This window comes from Streptomyces sp. NPDC043878 (genome assembly GCF_056435735.1).
This window is the reverse complement of record NZ_JBWKDW010000030.1, coordinates 1-19,154: the sequence shown is the minus strand read 5'-3', so window position 1 is coordinate 19,154 and position 19,154 is coordinate 1. Positions and strand designations below refer to the sequence as shown.

The 19,154-nt window shown below is 71.0% G+C and carries 12 protein-coding genes and 3 tRNA genes; 6 read left to right on the top strand and 9 right to left on the bottom strand.

From position 1 onward, the window contains the following. Positions 1-772: 772 nt before the first annotated feature. The gene (locus AC07AZ_RS32265; protein ID WP_478854063.1) at positions 773-1,837 is read right to left on the bottom strand and encodes a hypothetical protein; all 1,065 of its coding nucleotides are present in this window, start codon (positions 1,835-1,837) and stop codon (positions 773-775) included. Positions 1,838-1,926: 89 nt separating this feature from the next. Then, positions 1,927-2,106 (bottom strand): hypothetical protein, encoded by a 180-nt coding sequence (locus AC07AZ_RS32260; protein ID WP_478854061.1) that lies wholly within the window; start codon positions 2,104-2,106, stop codon positions 1,927-1,929. 202 nt (positions 2,107-2,308) lie between these two features. Between AC07AZ_RS32260 and AC07AZ_RS32255 the strand changes: the two genes are divergently transcribed. Next, on the top strand, positions 2,309-4,990 hold the full coding sequence (locus AC07AZ_RS32255; RefSeq protein ID WP_478854059.1) for a tetratricopeptide repeat protein: 2,682 nt from the start codon (positions 2,309-2,311) through the stop codon (positions 4,988-4,990). 101 nt (positions 4,991-5,091) lie between these two features. Beyond that, a complete protein-coding gene (locus AC07AZ_RS32250; protein WP_478854057.1) occupies positions 5,092-5,223 on the top strand; it encodes a hypothetical protein in 132 nt (43 codons plus the stop codon). Positions 5,224-6,001: 778 nt separating this feature from the next. Here the strand turns inward: AC07AZ_RS32250 and AC07AZ_RS32245 are convergent. From AC07AZ_RS32245 to AC07AZ_RS32235, 3 genes are all read right to left on the bottom strand, one after another. Next, a tRNA-Ile gene (locus tag AC07AZ_RS32245) sits at positions 6,002-6,075 on the bottom strand. Between the two features lie 166 nt (positions 6,076-6,241). Beyond that, positions 6,242-6,314: transfer RNA gene (locus AC07AZ_RS32240), tRNA-Asn, on the bottom strand. 5 nt (positions 6,315-6,319) lie between these two features. Beyond that, a tRNA-Asn gene (locus AC07AZ_RS32235) sits at positions 6,320-6,392 on the bottom strand. 154 nt (positions 6,393-6,546) lie between these two features. Between AC07AZ_RS32235 and AC07AZ_RS32230 the strand changes: the two genes are divergently transcribed. From AC07AZ_RS32230 to AC07AZ_RS32215, 4 genes are all read left to right on the top strand, one after another. Next, positions 6,547-6,852, top strand: coding sequence for a YtxH domain-containing protein (locus AC07AZ_RS32230; protein WP_478854221.1), 306 nt, complete (start codon positions 6,547-6,549; stop codon positions 6,850-6,852). Between the two features lie 193 nt (positions 6,853-7,045). Then, the gene (locus tag AC07AZ_RS32225; RefSeq protein WP_478854055.1) at positions 7,046-8,500 is read left to right on the top strand and encodes an FGGY family carbohydrate kinase; all 1,455 of its coding nucleotides are present in this window, start codon (positions 7,046-7,048) and stop codon (positions 8,498-8,500) included. A gap of 508 nt (positions 8,501-9,008) precedes the next feature. Continuing rightward, the gene (locus tag AC07AZ_RS32220) at positions 9,009-10,742 is read left to right on the top strand and encodes an ABC transporter ATP-binding protein (RefSeq protein ID WP_478854053.1); all 1,734 of its coding nucleotides are present in this window, start codon (positions 9,009-9,011) and stop codon (positions 10,740-10,742) included. Continuing rightward, positions 10,742-12,670: an ABC transporter ATP-binding protein gene (locus AC07AZ_RS32215; protein WP_478854051.1), complete on the top strand. Its 1,929-nt coding sequence runs from the start codon at positions 10,742-10,744 to the stop codon at positions 12,668-12,670. The genes AC07AZ_RS32220 and AC07AZ_RS32215 overlap by 1 nt, the downstream gene beginning before the upstream one ends. 50 nt (positions 12,671-12,720) lie before the next feature. Here the strand turns inward: AC07AZ_RS32215 and AC07AZ_RS32210 are convergent, their stop codons facing one another. The 4 genes from AC07AZ_RS32210 to AC07AZ_RS32195 form a co-directional block, all read right to left on the bottom strand. Further along, complete coding sequence (locus AC07AZ_RS32210; RefSeq protein WP_478854049.1) at positions 12,721-13,854, bottom strand: RNA polymerase sigma factor; 1,134 nt, start codon at positions 13,852-13,854, stop codon at positions 12,721-12,723. A 311-nt stretch (positions 13,855-14,165) separates the two neighbouring features. After that, positions 14,166-16,067, bottom strand: coding sequence for a DNA primase (gene dnaG, locus AC07AZ_RS32205; RefSeq protein WP_478854047.1), 1,902 nt, complete (start codon positions 16,065-16,067; stop codon positions 14,166-14,168). Between the two features lie 38 nt (positions 16,068-16,105). Beyond that, a complete protein-coding gene (locus AC07AZ_RS32200; protein WP_478854045.1) occupies positions 16,106-17,371 on the bottom strand; it encodes an NAD(P)/FAD-dependent oxidoreductase in 1,266 nt (421 codons plus the stop codon). Positions 17,372-17,532: 161 nt separating this feature from the next. Continuing rightward, positions 17,533-18,858 (bottom strand): deoxyguanosinetriphosphate triphosphohydrolase, encoded by a 1,326-nt coding sequence (locus tag AC07AZ_RS32195; protein ID WP_478854043.1) that lies wholly within the window; start codon positions 18,856-18,858, stop codon positions 17,533-17,535. Positions 18,859-19,154: the final 296 nt, after the last annotated feature.

Here is a 19,154-nt window from a genome sequence, read left to right as displayed (position 1 = left end):
CATCGGCCCTCAAGGCATTCGCCCAGGCCGCGAGCGACACCCTCGATCATCTACTCAGCCGCAGGTCAGAGGGGTTGGAGCTGCCCCGAGCACCGCCCGACTCCAAACCCGCGAGCAACGGATCCGGTCCGTTCAGGCAAAGTTGACGATCCGACACCCAAAAAAAGAACGTTTCCGCAGGTCAGAAGCCTGCACAGGTGGGGCGGGTGGGACTCGAACCCACGGCCGACGGGTTATGAGTCCTTTGAGGATCTTGGCGGGCCTTGCCGCTCAATGCCGATCCTTGGCATTTTACCAGGTCAGATGAGGTGAGCGGTGTCCGCGCTTCTCGGCCCTTGTCAGTCTGTTCCCGTCCTTGCGTCCTCAACGCGTCCCCACAGGACGGGGCCGGAGACACTGGACGGTCATTGCGCCGGCTCAGGAGCGGGGCTCGAACCCACCCGCAGCGGATTCCTTTTCCCACGTGCAGAGACTCCGCCCCGGGTATCAGGGTGAAGCCTCCATGACCGTTCTTGTCCAGGTCCGGCCCCAGAAGTGGCGCTGGGACCGGGACCGGAACAGTGCCCGGGGGCTACTGGCCCCTGCTGCCGACTCAGACCGGGACGGCCAGGAGGACCAAGCCCAGGCCGAGGACGGCCAGCCCGCACCAGGAGGCGGCCGCCTCACCTTGCTGCTCGACAGACGACCGGCTGCGGACCAGCAGACTCCACCGACGCCCACACCATCAGGGGACAACAGAACAGGATCGGTTGAATACTCATGAACCGCCCTCTCAATGCTCCAGGGGCAGGCCCGACAGGGCGCCGTCAGCCCACGGGGCGAGATTGGTGGGCAGCCCGGCGATGAGGGCGGTGAGCCGCTCGATCACGCGGACGGCATCGAGGTCGTAGTCCGGCTGACCCCCGGTTCCGCCGTCCTGTGTGTCGGCCGGCTGGTCCCTGAGCACAGTGAGGACGTCCCGTCCCTGGATCGACCACTCCATCACCTCTGCGGCCAGCATCGCCTCGATGGTCTGCTCGGTGACCAGTGCCTCGGCGAAGTCCGGCCGCAGCGTTTCGACTTCGAGGGCGTATCGAGTGCGCCGGCCGCGCCTGCTGCGCAGCGCGACCCGAATGGACGGGAAGGCGGTGTCCAGGTGCACGGCACAGACGGTCACATGGTGCTGCTGCCAGGCTCGGAAGGGCGCGAAAGGTTCGGGCTCGAAGGCGTCTGCGATCGTGAATCTCACGCCTCCATGGGTGCCGGACATCACGGCGAAGTGGTCGCGGAGTCCGGCCTGGGGCGGGCTGTTCAAGACCTCGGCCGGGGTGGTGGACAGCTGTTGCAGGGGCCCGGGCTTCCAGCGCCCGGCGAGAGCCGGCAGACGGTCTCGGAAGGCCCAGCCACGAGCACGCGCGAACGTGCCACGCTCGGCGACGGTGACGGCCTTGGCCGGGCGTCGCCGGAAGCCCGGCACGGCGTAGTAGACGGCGGTCAGAGCGCCGTACTCGGCCACGGCGACCAGCCAGTGCACCCATTGGACCGTCCAACCTGCGCAGAAGAGACCGGCCGCCGCCAGGAAGTACGGAGAGAAGCACTGCAGAGGTGTCCCGCCTGCCCGATGCCGGGAGGTCCATACGGTGTCATCGCCCCCCGGCAGCCGGCCCGGGGCCGGTGCGCGGTTGAGGGACACGGCCGCCACCAGGTTGACCAGACCGAACGCCAGGGCGATCGGAACGGCGGCAAGGCAGGCGGTCGCCCAGTCGCCTCCTCGCGCGTCGATGATACGGAACCAGATGGCCAACAAAGCGCCCAGCAGCGCGACGGGCAGACACCCCAGACCCGAGTACGCAAGCATCGTCTTCCCCCTTCGGGCCGGATGTGCGGGACACCAGCGTGGTGATCAACCAGAATCGCCCGCCCGGTTCTCCGCTACGGCTTTGCTCGTTACGACCGCTGCTTGCGCCGTGCCGACATCAGACCGATCACTCCGACGATCGCGAGAGGGGCCGCGACGAGGGTGATGACCGGTGCCCCGCCGATGAGGCCGACGGCGTTGCCGAGGACCCCGATGAGGACCAGTGCCCTCCATCCGGCGAGGTTGCCGCCTGTCTGTTCCTGCGCCATGTCGCTTCCTCCGCCTTGCCGGATCCGATGGGTGGGCAACGTACTTCGCCACCGACCCGCCCCGCTGCGCGCAGACCTCCCCCAGGTGACATCAGGGCAGGTCGGACGGGGCGGGAGAACGGTACGGGAAGTCCCCGGACCGGGCCGGACCGGGGGACGGAACCGGTCCCGTAATCCGGGCGTTCCGCCTAGAGTTGCTGAGATGGAAGAGCCGGAGCCCCCGGAGTCGGAGGAGTCACCGAGAGCGGCGTTCGCTGCTGCGCTGAAGCGGCTTCGACGCCAAGTGCCGGATCTGTCGGACGAGGTGCTGGCCCGGCGAGCGAGCCGTACGGCGCTGCCGTCCGGGCGCCGCGCCAGCGTCAACGCCCGCAGGCTCGGTGAGTGGCTGAGCGGGCGGTCGGTGCCCCGTGACTTCCATGCCGTCCTCGCCCTCGTGCGCGCCGTCGAGTCGTTGGCAGGCCTGGCTGATCCGCGGTCCTCGATCGCCGGCTGGGAGCGGCTGTGGCGCGCGGCGTACGACGACCGCGCCCCTGCGGTGCCCGCGCCGCGTATCGCCGCCGACCGGGCCGGAGGCACTGCGGACGAGGTGGTCATCGGTCGGCCGCCGAGCGACGCGGCCTCGTTGCGGGAGCGGGCGGCCCTGTCGAGTGCGATCGACGTGGCGCTGCGGGACGACGCAGTCCGGGAGGTCATCCTCACGGGGGCGGGCGGAGTGGGGAAGTCGCAACTCGCCGCAGCCGCCTTCCACCGGTCCAGGCAGCCCGGCGGGGTACGAGTGTGGGTGCCCGCCTCATCCCGTCAGTCCGTGCTCACGGCGTACGCGCGCGCGTGGCGGGTGGTCTCGGGCGGGGAAGGCGGAAATGGGTGGGACGACGAGACGCAGGCCGACCTCTTCGTCGCATGGCTGCGTACGACGACGCGGCCATGGCTTGTCGTACTGGACGACGTCGACGAACCGGTGGACCTGCGGGGCCTTAGGCCGGTTGGCGACCACGGCAAGAGCATGGTGACAACCCGTCGGCGGGACGCGGCGGTGATCCGTTCGTCCTCCCGGATCGTGCAGGTCGGAACCTTCGCGCCCAAAGAGGCCGTCGACTACCTCCGCTCACGGCTCGCGGCCGACGAAGGCGGGGACGACGAAGGGGAGCTGCACGCGCTGGCGGAAAGGCTCGGCCGCTTCCCGCTCGCGCTGTCCCAGGCGGCGGCGTTCCTCATCGACACCGGCATGCCCCTGACCACGTACCGTCAACTCCTGGAGGACCAACGGCAGACGCTCTCCGATCTGCTGCCGGCAACCTCGCCGGCCGACGAACACGGCGAAACCGTGGCCACCGCCTGGCAGCTCGCCCTGGACCGGGCGCAGACTCTCGCGCCCGCCGGAAGCGCCAAGGCCACCCTGGAACTTCTGTCGATGCTCGCACCGGACGGCATCACGGAGGCGGTGTTGCACACGACGGCGGCCCGCCGGTGGATCGTCCAAGGAGCGGACGACCACCGTGACACAGGCTGCGGACCGGCAGAGCCCGGCGAACGGGCCGTGCTCCTGTCGCTGCGCGCTCTGCACCGGCTCAGCCTGGTGACGCACGACCCGTCCCGCACGCCCGCGTCGGTCGAGGTGCACGCCCTCGTGCAGCGCGCGGCCCGTGAGAGCGTGCCGGAGCAGGTTCTGTCGCGCCTTGCCGTGGCAGCCGCCGACGCCGTCGAGGAGCTCTGGTCGTCCACGGCGGAGAGCGCATACGAGCCCGAGACGGAGGCAGCCCTGTACCGCAGCGTCGAAGTCCTGCGCCGGACGACGGGCGGCGACCTGTTGTGGGACGGCCGCATGCACCCTGTCCTGCGCCGGATCGGCCCCTATCTGGCCGGACTCGGCCGCGACGCGGCGGCGCGGGACGTCTGCCAGGAGCTGCTGGACTTGGCGCGGCCCCGCCTCGGGGACGAGCACCGCGATGTGCTGTACCTGCGCTGCCGGGCCGCCCTGGCCGCCGGCGAGCTGGGCGACGCGGCGTCGGCACGCACATCACTGGAGCACATCCGGCGGGACGCCGAGCGGATCCTGGGCCCGAGGGACCCGGACACCCTGACGGTACGGCTGCACGAGGCCCGCTTCCGGATGGAAGAGGGCGCGGTGGCCGCCGCCCTGAACGACTTCACCGAACTCGCCGACCAGGCAGCCGAAGGCCTCGGCACGGGCCATCCCCTGGTACTCGACGCGCGAAGCCACGCTGCGCTCTGCCGTGGCCTGGCGGGCGACGCCGTCGGCGCGCGGGACGCCTGCGCCGCCCTCGTCGAGATGCTGGGACAGCGGCACGGCCCCGGCCATCTGCTCACGCTGAGCGCCCTCACCGATCTGGGCAGGTGGACCGGCGAGGCGGGCGACACGCATGCGGCGGTCGACATCTACCTGCGGGCGGTGGCACGGTTGGAGTCCGCCGTCGGCCGCCTTCACCAGGACACCCTCATCGCCCGGCACAACCTCGCGTACTGGCGGGGACTGGCGGGCCAACACGAGCCCGCGGTCGAGGAGTTCACCGCCGCGGCCGAGGACGCCGAGCGCGCGCTCGGCGCCGACCATCCGACCACTCTCACCTACCGCGTCAACCTGAGCTTCTGGCGCGGCCTCGCCGGCGAGCCTGCCATGGCGCTCGCAGAGTTGGCCGAACTGCAGCCCAGGGTCGACAGCGTGCTCGGCGCCGACCACCCACGTGCGCTGCGGACCCGCCAGCAACGCGCCGAACTCCTGGAACGCTCGGGCGACAGGGGCGGGGCTGCCACCCTGCTCACCTCGCTGCTGGCCGACATGATCCGTGTCCAGGGCAGCGGCCACCCGCGTACACGCGAGGCCGCGGAGGCGCTGGCCCGCTGCGGGGAGCGGGAGATCCGGTGAGGTTCGTCGGTCTCCGTCAAGTCCTCGTATCCGCCTCGCCGAGACAGCCGGCGGGGAGGAACCGCAGGGCGTCCACCTTCCTGCCGAGGAAGGAGGTCGACGTGCAGGAGAAGCGCAGCGGACTGTTCATCGCCGCTTTCCTGACCGCCATCGCCTGCCTGGCGACCGGGGGCATCCTGTTGTGGCTCTTCGTGGACCGGGTGCTCGCCTTGCACCCCTGCTCATCGCCGTAGTCAGCGGTACCTTGCGTCGGGAGCTTGCCCATGAGCTTTCTGACGGAGCCGTGGTGTCACCCCGGGGACCTTGCTGCCTCCCTCCTGGGCAGTCGCCGGAGACGGGCCCGAGCCTCCATCAGGCCCGGAGCCGTTCAGGGCAGCACACGAGAGACCGAGTGCCCTTCTGGGGGCCACTGCACATGCGGGGCCGTTTTCAGAGGCCCACACGACCGGTTCCACAGAAAGGCCATCGCCGCGTTCATGGGGCGACCGGGCGTGTTGCCCGGCACGGACGTGCCCCGACGACACACCCTGGACGGGTCCCTTCCAGATGGATGCCAGTCGCCACGCTTGCAGGTGAGTGAGTTCGGCGGTTCCATCGGGCCGTTTTCAGTCCGGGCAGTTTCCGCCTGATGCGCACCAGCCCCTCACTCCCCGGTGCCGATGCGATCGGGCTCCTCCAAGGCGAGGTCGAACCCGGTCAGCAGTCCCGCACGGAAGCCTCTCGGCCGGCCGGACAGGAGCCCGCGGGCAGTGCTCCGTAGACCTCGCCGAAACCTTGTGTCCCCAGCACGTCCCCAGGGATCACGAAACGAAGCCGAGCAGCTGCTGTCGGCTCGTCTGCCCGAACCCTGATCATCGGCATTACCGCAGGTCAGCACAGTGCCTGCCCGGCGGGGCAGCAAGAGCCTCACCGCGCTCCGAAGCCACGAGCAGCGGATTCAGTCCGTTGAGCGACAGTTGACGCCCCGACACCCAAAAATGAACGTTTCCGCAGGTCAGAAGCCTGCACAGGTGGGGCGGGTGGGACTCGAACCCACGGCCGACGGATTATGAGTCCGCTGCTCTAACCGGCTGAGCTACCGCCCCATAGCGGCGTGTCGCGTACATGTGTGCGCGCCGTCTGCCGCAGCATAGCCGCTCATACGATCTCCTGCTTCGGATGGTCGACTTCGCACGCCCAGGAGGACTGCCCTGCACAGCGGGCGGTTCCAGGGATATGAAAAAGGACCCCGACGGGGTCCCCTTCACCATGCTCCCCCGACTGGACTCGAACCAGTAACCTGCCGGTTAACAGCCGGCTGCTCTGCCAATTGAGCTACGGAGGACCGAGCTCCCCCGACTGGACTCGAACCAGTAACCTGCCGGTTAACAGCCGGCTGCTCTGCCAATTGAGCTACGGAGGAATGCTTGGCTGCATCGAACGTACCTACCTGGGTATTCGCCAGGGGGCGGACGCTCGCTGCGACACATACATTAGCGCAAGCAGGGGGGTGCTCCGCCAATCGGTTCCCCCGGCACCAGCCGCACCGAAGACCTACGAAGGGAAGGGTGGCCGCCATGCGCTACCGGCTCACGTTCGTCGCCGGACTCGCTCTGGGTTACGTGCTCGGCACGAAGGCCGGACGCGAGCGCTACGAGCAGCTGAAGAAGTCCGCACGTCAGGTCGCGCAGAATCCCGCCGTCCGCAACAGCGCGGAGACGGCGGCGCAGCAGGGCCGCCAGTACGCCGGCAAGGCGTACCACGCGGTCAGCGAGAAGGTCGGTGACCGCGTCCCCGCCTCGGTCGCCGACCGGGTCCGGTCCCTGCGGCGCCACAACGGCAACGCCGGCGTCGAGGACGACTGGGGCACCAGCAACACGTAAAGCCCTTCAGCGGTAGCGCTCGTACCGTCGCGACACCCGCACTCCCCATGCCCCGCATGGCATGGGGAGTGCTCCGTTTCGCCGCGCCGGAGGTCCCGCCGCGGCGGGCGGACGCGGTGTGCGGGGGCGCCTGTGTGCCCGTGCGGTGCCGTCCCGGCGCGGTCACTGCCGTTCGTGCGGCAGAATTTTGGCCATGGGGATAGTCGCCGGGTTGGACAGTTCGCCCGAATTCACTCGTATCGTCGTTTGTGACGCGGACACCGGAGCCGTGCTCCGGCAGGGATACGCGCCGCATCCGCTCGAGGGCGCCGAGGCCGGTGGGCGGCCTGCCGATGTCGATCCGCAGGCCTGGCTGCTGTCCCTCGGTGAGGCCGCCGGGGGCGGGCTCCTCGAAGGCGTGCAGGCCATCGGGGTGTCCGCGCAGCAGAACGCGGTCGTACCGCTGGACTCGCAGGGCAACACCGTGCGGCCGGCGATGGTCGGCGGGGACCGGCGGGCGCAGGTCGCGGCGGCCGATCTGGTCGACGCGCTCGGCGGGCGTGAGGCGTGGGCGCAGGCGGTGGGCTGCGTACCGCAGGCCGCGCAGCCGGTGACCAAGCTGCGCTGGCTGGCCAAGAACGAACCCGACGCCGCCGCGCGGACCACCGTCCTGCTCCAGGCGCACGACTGGCTGGTCTGGCAGCTCCTCGGGCGGCCCGCGCGCAGAACCACCGACCGGGGTGGCGCCTCCGGCACCGGCTACTGGTCGGCGGCCACCGGCGGTTACCGGCCGGACCTGGTCGAGCTGGCGCTCGGTCACCAGGCCATGCTGCCCGAGGTGATCGGCCCGTCCGACGCGGCCGGTACGACCCCCGAGGGCCTGCTGATCTCCGCGGGCACCGGCGAGACGATGGCCGCCGCCTTCGGGCTCGGGCTGGGTTTCGGCGACGCGGTGGTGTCGCTCGGGGCCTCCGGATCGGTGATGGCCGTCCACCCCGAGGCGCTCGTCGACCAGAGCGGGATGATCACCGCGCTGGCGGACGCGACCGGCATGCACCTGCCCGTCGTCACGACGCTGAACGCCGTACGGGCGCTGCGCGGGACCGCCGAGCTGCTGGGGCTGCCGGACCTGGACAGCCTGTCCGAACTGGCGATGAAGTCGACGCCGGGCTCGCACGGGCTCGTCCTGCTGCCCTACCTGGAGGGTGAGCGGACGCCGAATCTCCCGCACACCGCCGGAACGCTGGCGGGTCTGCGCCGGGAGTCGATGCGGGCGGAGCACCTGGCGCGGGCGGCGTTCGAGGGCATGCTGTGCGGGCTCGCGGACGCGCTCGACGTGCTGCGCGGCCGGGGTGTCGCGGTGCGGCGGATCTTCCTGCTGGGGGCGGCCGCCGAACTGCCCGCCGTACAGGCCGCGGCGCCCGCGCTGTTCGGCGCGCAGGTCGTGGTGCCGCAGCCCGCGGACTACGCGGCGATCGGCGCGGCCCGGCAGGCGGCCTGGGCGCTGGGTGTGTCGCAGGGCACACTCGACCCGCGGACCCCGCCGGCCTGGCAGGGCGCGGCGGCGCAGGTTCTGGACCCCGGCGAGGACCTCGCCGTGGGGCAGGCGGTGCGCCAGCAGTACGTGTCGGTGCGGGAGCAGACCCATCCGGGAGCGTTCCGCGCGTAGGCGGCCACCGGGTGGACGCGCCGGGTGACGGCCCGGGTGGACGCGCCGGGTGACGGCCCGCGCGGAGGGGTGGGATCCTCCAGGCCGACGGCCCGTGGGGAGGGGGATCCCTCCAGGCCCGACAGCCGGCGCGAGCCGCGTGCGCGGGCGGCGGGGCGGTGCGGAACCGCGGGCCAGGACCGCGGAGCCAAGGCCGCAGGCTCGCGGGCCAGGACCGCGGAAAATCACGCCTCACGCGGCACACGTCACGCCTCCCCCGGCAGACATCACGCCGCACACACCACGCGCCTCACACGCCACGCCTCACGCGGCACACGCCACGCCTCCCCCGGCAGGGATCACGCCCCCCACGGCACGGCTCACGCCTCCCCGGCAGGGGATCCCGCATCCCCCGGCCGGAAGAAGCACTGCTGTCGGCTTAATCGGTTGAGGTAACACGGGTGGAGTGTCCGACGATAGGGGCCAGGGGCAACCACCCGCCCTCTTCGCCGACTCCGAGAGACGTAGCGTGCTCATACGACTTCTGCGGACCTGTCTCAGGCCCTACAGGAAACCCATCGCCCTGCTGGTGCTGCTGCAGTTCCTGCAGACCTGCGCCACCCTCTACCTGCCCACGCTCAACGCGCACATCATCGACAGCGGTGTCGTCAAGGGAGACACCGGCTACATCCTCTCGTTCGGCGCCCTGATGATCGGCATCTCGATGGCGCAGGTCGTCTGCAACATCGGTGCCGTCTACTACGGCGCGCGGACCGCGTCGGCGCTGGGCCGGGACCTGCGGGCCGCCGTGTTCGACCGTGTGCAGTCGTTCTCGGCGCGCGAGGTCGGCCAGTTCGGCGCGCCCACGCTGATCACCCGGACCACGAACGACGTCCAGCAGATCCAGATGCTCACCCTGATGACGTTCACCCTGCTGGTGTCCGCCCCGATCATGTGTGTGGGCGGGATCATCCTGGCCCTCGGCCTGGACGTGCCGCTGTCCGGGGTGCTGGTCGCGGTCGTGCCGGTGCTCGGCGTCTCCGTGACGCTGATCGTGCGCCGGCTGCGCCCGCTGTTCCGCTCCATGCAGGTGCGTCTGGACACCGTCAACCGGGTGCTGCGTGAGCAGATCACCGGCAACCGGGTGATCCGCGCGTTCGTCCGGGACGACTACGAGAAGGACCGGTTCCGGAAGTCCAACACGGAGCTCACCCAGGTCGCGCTGGGCACCGGCAACCTGCTGGCGCTGATGTTCCCCATCGTCATGACGGTGGTGAACCTGTCGTCGGTCGCCGTGGTGTGGTTCGGCGCGCACCGCATCGACAGCGGCCAGATGCAGATCGGCGACCTGACCGCGTTTCTCGCGTACCTCATGCAGATCGTGATGTCCGTCATGATGGCCACCTTCATGTTCATGATGGTGCCGCGCGCGGAGGTGTGCGCCGAGCGCGTGCAGGAGGTGCTGGACACCTCCTCCAGCGTGGTCCCGCCCACCGCCCCCGTCCGGGAGCTGCGCCGGCACGGGCACCTGGAGCTGCGCGGGGCCGGGTTCCGCTACCCGGGTGCCGAGGAACCGGTGCTGAAGGGGGTCGACCTGGTGGCCCGGCCGGGCGAGACCACGGCCGTCATCGGTTCGACCGGCAGCGGCAAGTCCACCCTGCTGGGCCTGGTGCCCCGGCTGTTCGACGCCACCGACGGCGAGGTGCTGGTCGACGGGGAGGACGTGGCGGGCATCGACCCGAAGCTGCTGGCGAGGACGGTCGGCCTGGTGCCGCAGAAGCCGTACCTGTTCGCGGGCACGGTCGCCACCAACCTGCGGTACGGCAACCCGGACGCCACCGACGAGGAGCTGTGGCACGCGCTGGAGGTGGCGCAGGCCAAGGGCTTCGTCGAGGGGCTGGAGAACGGGCTCGACTCGCCCATCGCGCAGGGCGGCGGCAACGTCTCCGGCGGGCAGCGCCAGCGGCTGGCCATCGCCCGTACGCTCGTGCAGCGCCCGGAGATCTACCTCTTCGACGACTCCTTCTCCGCGCTGGACTACGCGACGGACGCGGCCCTGCGGGCGGCGCTGTCCCGGGAGACCGCCGAGGCGACCGTCGTCATCGTCGCGCAGCGCGTGGCGACCATCCGGGACGCCGACCGGATCGTCGTCCTCGACGAGGGCCGGGTCGTCGGCACCGGCCGGCACCACGAGCTCATGGCGGACAACGAGACCTACCGGGAGATCGTGCTCTCCCAGCTGACGGAAGCGGAGGCCGCCTGATGGCCGGGCCGATGGGGCGGATGATGGCCGGGGGCGGCCCCGACCAGCGTTCGATGGACTTCAAGGTGTCGGGCAAACGCCTGATCGCCCGGTTCAAACCGGAACGCGTCACGATCTACGGGCTGTTGATCTGTGTGGTCGTCAGCGTGGGTCTCAGCGTGATCGGGCCGAAGATCCTCGGCAAGGCCACCGACCTGGTCTTCGCGGGCATCGTCGGACGGCAGATGCCGGCCGGGATCACCAAGGAGCAGGCGCTGCAGTCGATGCGGGACCGGGGCGAGGGCTCGGTCGCCGACATGCTCCGCAGCACCGACTTCACACCGGGCAAGGGCATCGACTTCGGCGCGGTCGGGGACGTGCTGCTGCTCGCGCTCGGTACGTTCCTGGTCGCCGGACTGCTGATGGCGGTGGCGACGCGCCTGGTGAACCGGGCGGTGAACCGGACCATGTTCCGGATGCGCGAGGACGTGCAGACGAAACTGTCGCGGCTGCCGCTGTCGTACTTCGACAAGCGGCAGCGCGGTGAGGTGCTGAGCCGGGCGACGAACGACATCGACAACATCGGGCAGACGCTCCAGCAGTCGATGGGCCAGCTGATCAACTCGGTGCTCACCATCGTCGGTGTGCTCGTGGTGATGTTCTGGGTGTCGTGGCTGCTGGCGCTGGTCGCGCTGGTGACCGTACCCCTGTCGTTCGTCGTCGCCACCCGGATCGGCAAGCGGTCGCAGCCGCACTTCGTGCAGCAGTGGCGCACCACCGGCAGACTCAACGCCCACATCGAGGAGATGTACACCGGGCACGCGCTGGTGAAGGTGTTCGGGCGGCAGGAGGAGTCGGCGGCGCAGTTCGCCGAGGAGAACGACAGGCTGTACGAGGCCGGGTTCAAGGCCCAGTTCAACAGTGGGATCATGCAGCCGCTGATGCTGTTCGTGTCGAACATCAACTACGTGCTGGTGGCGGTCGTCGGCGGGCTGCGGGTGGCGTCCGGCGCGCTGTCCATCGGTGACGTGCAGGCGTTCATCCAGTACTCGCGGCAGTTCTCGATGCCGTTGACCCAGGTCGCGTCGATGGCGAACCTGGTGCAGTCGGGTGTCGCGTCGGCGGAGCGGATCTTCGAAGTGCTGGACGCGGAGGAGCAGTCGGCCGACCCGGTGCCGGGTGTCCGGCCCGGGGAACTGCGCGGACTGGTGGCGCTGGAGCACGTCTCCTTCCGCTACGAGCCCGAGAAGCCGCTGATCGAGGACCTGTCGCTGCGGGTGGAACCGGGACACACGGTCGCGATCGTCGGCCCGACCGGAGCCGGCAAGACGACCCTGGTGAACCTGCTCATGCGGTTCTACGACGTCTCCGGGGGGCGTATCACCCTCGACGGCGTCGACATCGCGCAGATGTCCCGGGACGAACTCCGCGCCGGCGTCGGCATGGTGCTGCAGGACACCTGGCTGTTCGGCGGCACGATCGCGGAGAACATCGCCTACGGCGCCTCGCGCGAGGTCACGCGCGGGGAGATCGAGGAGGCGGCGCGGGCGGCGCACGCGGACCGGTTCGTGCGGACACTGCCGGAGGGCTACGACACGGTCATCGACGACGAGGGCACGGGCGTCAGCGCGGGTGAGAAGCAACTGATCACCATCGCGCGGGCGTTCCTGTCCGACCCGGTGATCCTGGTGCTCGACGAGGCGACCAGCTCCGTCGACACCCGGACCGAGGTGCTGATCCAGAAGGCGATGGCGAAGCTCGCGCACGGGCGGACGTCCTTCGTGATCGCGCACCGGTTGTCGACGATCCGGGACGCGGACACGATCCTCGTCATGGAGAACGGCGCGATCGTCGAGCAGGGGACGCACACGGACCTGCTCGCGGCCGACGGGGCGTACGCGCGGCTGTACAAGGCGCAGTTCGCGCAGGCGGTCGCCGAGGTCGACTGAGCCCCGTGGCATTCGGGCGGGGGCCGCTGACGGTCGAGCGGCCCCCGCACTCAGTCCAGGTAGCCCCGCAGCTGGTCCGCGAAGGCGTGGTCGCGGAGCTTGTTGAGGGTCTTCGACTCGATCTGCCGTATGCGCTCCCGGGTGACGCCGAAGATGCGGCCGATCTCCTCCAGGGTGCGGGGGCGGCCGTCGACGAGTCCGTAGCGGAGCTGGACGACCTTGCGCTCACGCTCGCCGAGGGTGGAGAGCACCGCCTCCAGGTGTTCCCTGAGCAGCAGGAACGCGGCCGACTCCACCGGGGAGGCCGCGTCGCCGTCCTCGATGAGGTCACCGAGGGCGACGTCGTCCTCCTCGCCGACCGGCGCGTGCAGGGAGACCGGTTCCTGGGCGAGGCGCAGGACCTCGCTGACGCGCTCGGGGAGCAGGTCGAGGTGGGCGGCGACCTCCTCGGGGGTCGGCTCGTAGCCGCGTTCCTGGAGCATCCGGCGCTGGACGCGGACGACGCGGTTGATGAGTTCGACGACGTGGACCGGGACGCGGATGGTGCGGGCCTGGTCGGCGAGCGCGCGGGACATGGCCTGCCGGATCCACCAGGTGGCGTACGTGGAGAACTTGTAGCCGCGGGCGTAGTCGAACTTCTCCACCGCGCGGATGAGGCCCAGGTTGCCCTCCTGGACCAGGTCGAGCATGGTCAGGCCGCGGCCGACGTACCGTTTGGCGACGGAGACGACCAGCCGCAGGTTCGCCTCGATGAGACGGCGCTTCGCCATCCGTCCCAGGACGATCAGCCGGTCCAGGTCCAGGGCGAGGCCGCTGTCCAGGTCGGGCGTGCTGGTGAGCTTCTCCTCGGCGAACAGACCGGCCTCGACCCGGCGGGCCAGGTCGACCTCCTCGGCCGCGGTGAGCAGCGGGATGCGGCCGATCTCCCGCAGGTACTGGCGGAACAGGTCCGAGGAGGGGGCACCGGTGTCGGCGCGGACCCGGGCGGGCTCGGGCGGTTCGACGGGCTCGGGGGTCTCGGCGTCCGCGTCGTCCAGCGCCTCGGCGGGCGGGGTGTCCGGTTCCGTCTCGGGGTGGAGCGCGGCGCGGTTCTGCGGGGGCACCGCGCCGAGGACGTCGGTTTCCGCGTCGGGTTCCGTGCCGTTCGCCGGGCTGTCGGTCTGGGTCAGGGTCTGGGTCTGCACGGGGGGCGACCTCCAGGATGATCGCTGCTGAGGTGTGCGGCAGCGCTGCTTCGGGGACGGAGTCGGCGGCCTCGCCGCAATCCGGCCCGTACGCGATGAGCGGAACCGCGGGGATGTGGGATCCGTGGGGGGACGGATCGGCCGCGCTCCGAGGACTCAGGCACCGGAACCCAGTGTGGAGTACGACACATCGCTGCCACGAGGGGCGTGCGGCGACTTTTTGAGTCCGGTCCGTGACCGGGTGGTTACCGGCGACGCGAGTCCGGGTGCCTCGCACGGCCCTGATCTGGGACGATCCGCGCGGGCACGCCTCAGAGCGCGGCCGCGCCCTGGACGCGGAGGGCCTGGTCGTACTGCTGGAGGACCCACAGTTCGTTCTGGACGGCGGCCAGTTGGGCCGGGTCGCCGTTGCTGCCGAGGCGGGCGAGGGCGCTCTGGATGTCGCGGACGCGGCGCTCGACGGCACGGCGGCGGACGGTGACCAACTGGTCGCCGGCGTAGGCCTCGTCGACCGTCTTGCGCATGATCGCCTCGACCGCCAGCTCCGTGACCATCGCGCGGACCGTGTCGTCGGGGGCGGCCTCCCGGACGCGGACCAGGTACTCCTGCGGGTCCTGCGTGCCCAACTCGGCGCCGCCCGCCTCCTGGACGGCCTCGCGCACGGACGCGTAGACGGGGGCGGTGAACTCGTCGACGCCGTACGCGTCGAAGGCCGGGGAGACCAGGTCGGGGCGCTGGAGGGCGAGCTTGAGGAGTTCGCGTTCGGTGGCGTAGACCGGGTTGCGGAGGTTCAGCGCCGGGCCGGACGCGGTGGCCCGGCGGCCGGCGTCGTACTGCCGGGAGTCGTGGGAGGCGGGCGCCGGGCCCTTGCCGCCGCGGTCGCGGGCCCAGCGGGCCAGCTGGGCGACCCGCTTGACGACGAACTGCGTGTCGAGGATGCCGAGCATGCCGGCGAGCTGCACCGCGACCTCGTGCTGGGCGCCGGTGTTCTTGATGCGGGCGACGATCGGGGCCGCCTCGTCGAGGGCGGCGGCGCGGCCGGCGGGGGTGTCGAGGTCGTAGCGGACGACGATCTGGCGCAGGGCGAACTCGAACAGCGGGGTGCGGGGTTCGACCAGGTCGGCGACCGCCTCGTCGCCCTTGGCGAGCCGCAGGTCGCAGGGGTCCATGTTGTCCGGCGCGATCGCGATGTACGTCTCGGCGGCGAACTTCTGGTCGTCCTCGAAGGCGCGCAGGGCCGCCTTCTGGCCGGCCGCGTCACCGTCGAAGGTGAAGATCACGCGGGCGCTGCCGTTGTCCATCAGCAGACGGCGGAGGATCTTGATGTGGTCGGTGCCGAAGGCGGTGCCGCAGGTCGCGATGGCGGTGGTCACACCGGCGAGGTGGCAGGCCATGACGTCGGTGTAGCCCTCGACCACGACCGCGCGGCTGGACTTGGCGATGTCCTTCTTCGCCAGGTCGATGCCGTAGAGCACCTGGGACTTGCGGTAGATCGCGGTGTCGGGGGTGTTGAGGTACTTCGGGCCGTTGTCCGACTCGTACAGCTTGCGGGCGCCGAAGCCGACGACCTCGCCGCCGATATCGCGGATGGGCCACATCAGCCGGCCGCGGAAGCGGTCGATCGGGCCGCGGCGGCCCTCCTGGGAGAGGCCGGACAGGAGGAGTTCCTTGTCGGTGAAGCCCTTGCCGCGGAGGTGGCGGGTGAGGTGGTCCCAGCCCTGCGGGCTGTAGCCGACGCCGAAGTGCGCGGCGGCGGCCTGGTCGAAGCCGCGCTCGGCGAGGAACTTCCGGCCGGTCTCGGCCTCCGCGGAGGCGTCGAGCTGCTCCTCGTACCACTGGGCGGCGGCCTTGTGGGCCTCGACCAGGCGGATGCGCTCGCCGCGCTGGTGGGCGGGGTTGTACCCGCCCTCCTCGTACCGCAGGGTGATGCCGGCCTGGGCGGCGAGGCGCTCGACGGACTCGGAGAACGTGAGGTGGTCGACCTTCATCACGAACGTGATGGTGTCGCCGCCCTCCTGGCAGCCGAAGCAGTGGAAGAGTCCCTTGCTCGGGCTGACCTGGAAGGACGGCGACTTCTCGTCGTGGAAGGGGCACAGGCCCTTCAGGTTTCCGCCGCCCGCGTTGCGCAGCTGGAGGTACTCCGAGACGACGGCGTCGATCGGGACCGCGTCCCGTACCGCCTTCACGTCCTCGTCGTTGATCCGTCCTGCCACGAGGTGATTCTACGGGGCGGGACTGACAGCAGTGACGGTCAGGACGTCAGGTCGCCCAGCGGAACGTGCGGGTCCGCCAGTGCGTCCGTGTCCAGTGGGGCCCCGGAGCGGATCAGCTGCTGGATGGGCTCTGTGACGTCCCACACGTTCACGTTCATCCCGGCCAGCACACGGCCCTGCTTCACCCAGAACGCGATGAACTCCCGCTTGCCCGCGTCCCCCCGGATCACCACTTCGTCGTACGACCCCGGGGGCGCCCAGCCGGAGTACTCCAGCCCCACGTCGTACTGGTCGGAGAAGAAGTAGGGCACGCGGTCGTAGACGAGGTCGTGGCCGAGCATCGCGCGGGCCGCCGCCGGGCCGCCGTTGAGGGCGTTGGCCCAGTGCTCGACGCGCAGCCGGGTACCGAACAGGGCGTGGTGGAAGGAGGCCGCGTCACCGGCCGCGTGGATGTCGGGGTCGGAGGTGCGCAGCCGCTCGTCGACGGCGATGCCGCCGCCGTGCGCCCGGTCGGCGAGCTCCAGGCCGGCCGCCTCCGCGAGGGCGGTGCGCGGGGCGGCGCCGACCGCCGCGAGGACGTCGTGCGCGGGGTGCTCCTCGCCGTCGTCGGTCCGGGCGGCAAGGACCATGCCGTCCTGTCCGACGATCTCCGTCAGCCTCGCGCCGAAGTGGAAGCGGACGCCGTGCTCGCGGTGCAGCTCGGCGAACAGGTTCCCGAGCTCCGGGCCGAGGACGCCGTGCAGCGGGGTCGGTTCGGGCTCGACGACGGTGACCTCGGCGCCGTACTCGCGGGCCGCCGCCGCGACCTCCAGGCCGATCCAGCCGGCGCCGGCGATCACCAGGTGGCCGTTGTCCCGGCCGAGGGTGGCCAGGACGCCCTTGAGCCGCTCGGCGTGCGCGAGGCGGCGCAGGTGGTGGACGCCCGCGAGGTCCGTGCCGGGGATGTCCAGGCGGCGGGGCTCCGCTCCGGTCGCGATCAGCAGCTTGTCGTAGTGGACGAGCGTGCCGTCCTCGCCGAAGCGGACCGTCTTCGCGGCGCGGTCGACGGCGTCGACGGTCTGCCCGAGGTGCAGCTCGATGTCGTTGCGGGCGTACCAGGCGGGCTCGTGCACGAAGACGCTGTCACGCCCCTCCTTGCCGAGCAGGTAGCCCTTGGACAGCGGCGGCCGCTCGTAGGGGTGGTCGCGTTCGTCGCAGATCAGTATCACGCGTCCGGTGAAGCCCTCCGTTCGGAGCGTCTCGGCCGCTTTCGCGCCGGCCAGGCCGCCTCCGATGATGACGAATGTCTGATCCGCGTCGACCACTTGATGCCTCCTCGTAAGGGTGCCGCCACATGCGAGCGTCCCGCACGCAGCGTGATGCGGGAAGAGGGAGTGGCCCGATCAGGCCACGGAGGGTCACATTCGGACCCCTTGGGGGCCACAGAGGTGTCCCGTGTGACACGAGTGCCCCGAACGGGCCCGGGTCATGGGCGCCCGCGCAGATGGGCGTGGAGCGAACGGGCCGAGGCGTCGGTGAGGGACGCGATCTGGTCGACGATCACCCGCTTGCGCGACCGGTCGTCGCCGGCCTGGTCGAACAGGGCACGGAACTGGGGGTCCAGCCCGTCCGGCGCGCGGGCGGTCAGCGCCTCGGCCAGCTCCGCGACCACGATCCGCTGGTCCGCGCGCAGCAGTTCCTGCTCGGCACGCTGCATGACGTACCGGTCCGCGACCGCCTTGAGGACCGCGCACTCCAGGCGGGCCGCACGCGGTACGACGAGTTCGGCGCCGTAGCGGGTGAGCCGGCCGCCGCCGTACGCGGCGCGCGTGGCGCTCTCCGCGGCCAGGCAGAACCGGCCGATGAGCTGGCTGGTGGCGTCCTTGAGGCGGGCCTGCGCGACGGCCGACCCGTCGTATCCGTGCGGCCACCACTCCTGGTCCTGCAGACGGTCGAGGGCCTCGGCGAGTTCGGCGGGGTCGGTGTCGGCGGGCACGTAACGGCCGACGGCGACGGCGAAGACCTCCTGACGCTCCGGCTCCGCGTGCAGGCAGCCGGGGTCCACGTGACCGGCGTGCAGGCCGTCCTCCACGTCGTGCACCGAGTAGGCCACGTCGTCGGACCAGTCCATGACCTGCGCCTCGAAGGTGATACGGCTGCCGGGAGCGTCCTTGCGGACCCAGTCGAACACCGGCCGGTCGTCCTCGTACACGCCGAACTTCCGCGAGCCGGGCTCGGTGGGGTGCGCGCCGCGGGGCCAGGGGTACTTGGTGGCGGCGTCCAGGGCGGCGCGGGTCAGGTTGAGGCCCACGCTGACGAGGTCGCCCGTCTCCGACGACGTCACGAACCGCTTGGGTTCGATCCGGGTCAGCAGGCGCAGCGACTGGGCGTTGCCCTCGAAGCCGCCGCAGTCCTCCGCGAACTCGTTGAGCGCCTGCTCGCCGTTGTGCCCGAAGGGCGGGTGGCCGAGGTCGTGGGACAGACAGGCCGCCTCCACGAGATCGGGATCGCAGCCCAGCGCGGCGCCGAGCTCGCGGCCGACCTGGGCGCACTCCAGGGAGTGGGTCAGGCGGGTGCGGGGGCTGGCGTCCCAGACACGGCTGCGGGTGCCGGGGGTCACGACCTGGGTCTTGCCGGCGAGTCTTCTCAGCGCGGATGAGTGCAGGATCCGGGCGCGGTCGCGCTGGAAGGCGGTGCGGCCGGGGCGTTTGTCGGGCTCGGTGGCCCAGCGGTCGACTGACGTCGGGTCGTAGCCGGGGGGTGGGGACTGGGGCTCGTAGGGCTGGGGGGTGGCGGGTGCGGTGCCTTCCATGTCTCGACAGTAGGGGGCGGGGTGCCCTGCGGGCGGCTTGGGGGGGTTTTGGGGGCGTGCGGCGGGCTTGGGGCGTTGCGGAGGTTCCCGCGGTCCTGAGCGGGGGTGGGGTGGGATCCGTTGAGGGGTTGGTGCGGGTGCGTGGGGGTTTTGCGCAGTTCCCCGCGCCCCTGACGAGGTGGGTTGGGGGATCCGTCGACGGTCTGTGCCGGTCCGTCGGGGGCTTTCGCGCAGTTCCCCGCACCCCCGACGACGTGGGTCGGGGGATCCGTCGACGGTCTGTGCCGGTCCGTCGG

Coding starts and splice junctions, on each gene's coding strand:
- AC07AZ_RS32215 (WP_478854051.1), top strand. CDS start 10,742: ATGGCCGGGCCGATGGGGCGGATGATGGCCGGGGGCGGCCCCGACCAG.
- AC07AZ_RS32195 (WP_478854043.1), bottom strand. CDS start 18,858: ATGGAAGGCACCGCACCCGCCACCCCCCAGCCCTACGAGCCCCAGTCC.
- AC07AZ_RS32260 (WP_478854061.1), bottom strand. CDS start 2,106: ATGGCGCAGGAACAGACAGGCGGCAACCTCGCCGGATGGAGGGCACTG.
- AC07AZ_RS32255 (WP_478854059.1), top strand. CDS start 2,309: ATGGAAGAGCCGGAGCCCCCGGAGTCGGAGGAGTCACCGAGAGCGGCG.
- AC07AZ_RS32265 (WP_478854063.1), bottom strand. CDS start 1,837: ATGCTTGCGTACTCGGGTCTGGGGTGTCTGCCCGTCGCGCTGCTGGGC.
- AC07AZ_RS32225 (WP_478854055.1), top strand. CDS start 7,046: ATGGGGATAGTCGCCGGGTTGGACAGTTCGCCCGAATTCACTCGTATC.
- AC07AZ_RS32230 (WP_478854221.1), top strand. CDS start 6,547: ATGCGCTACCGGCTCACGTTCGTCGCCGGACTCGCTCTGGGTTACGTG.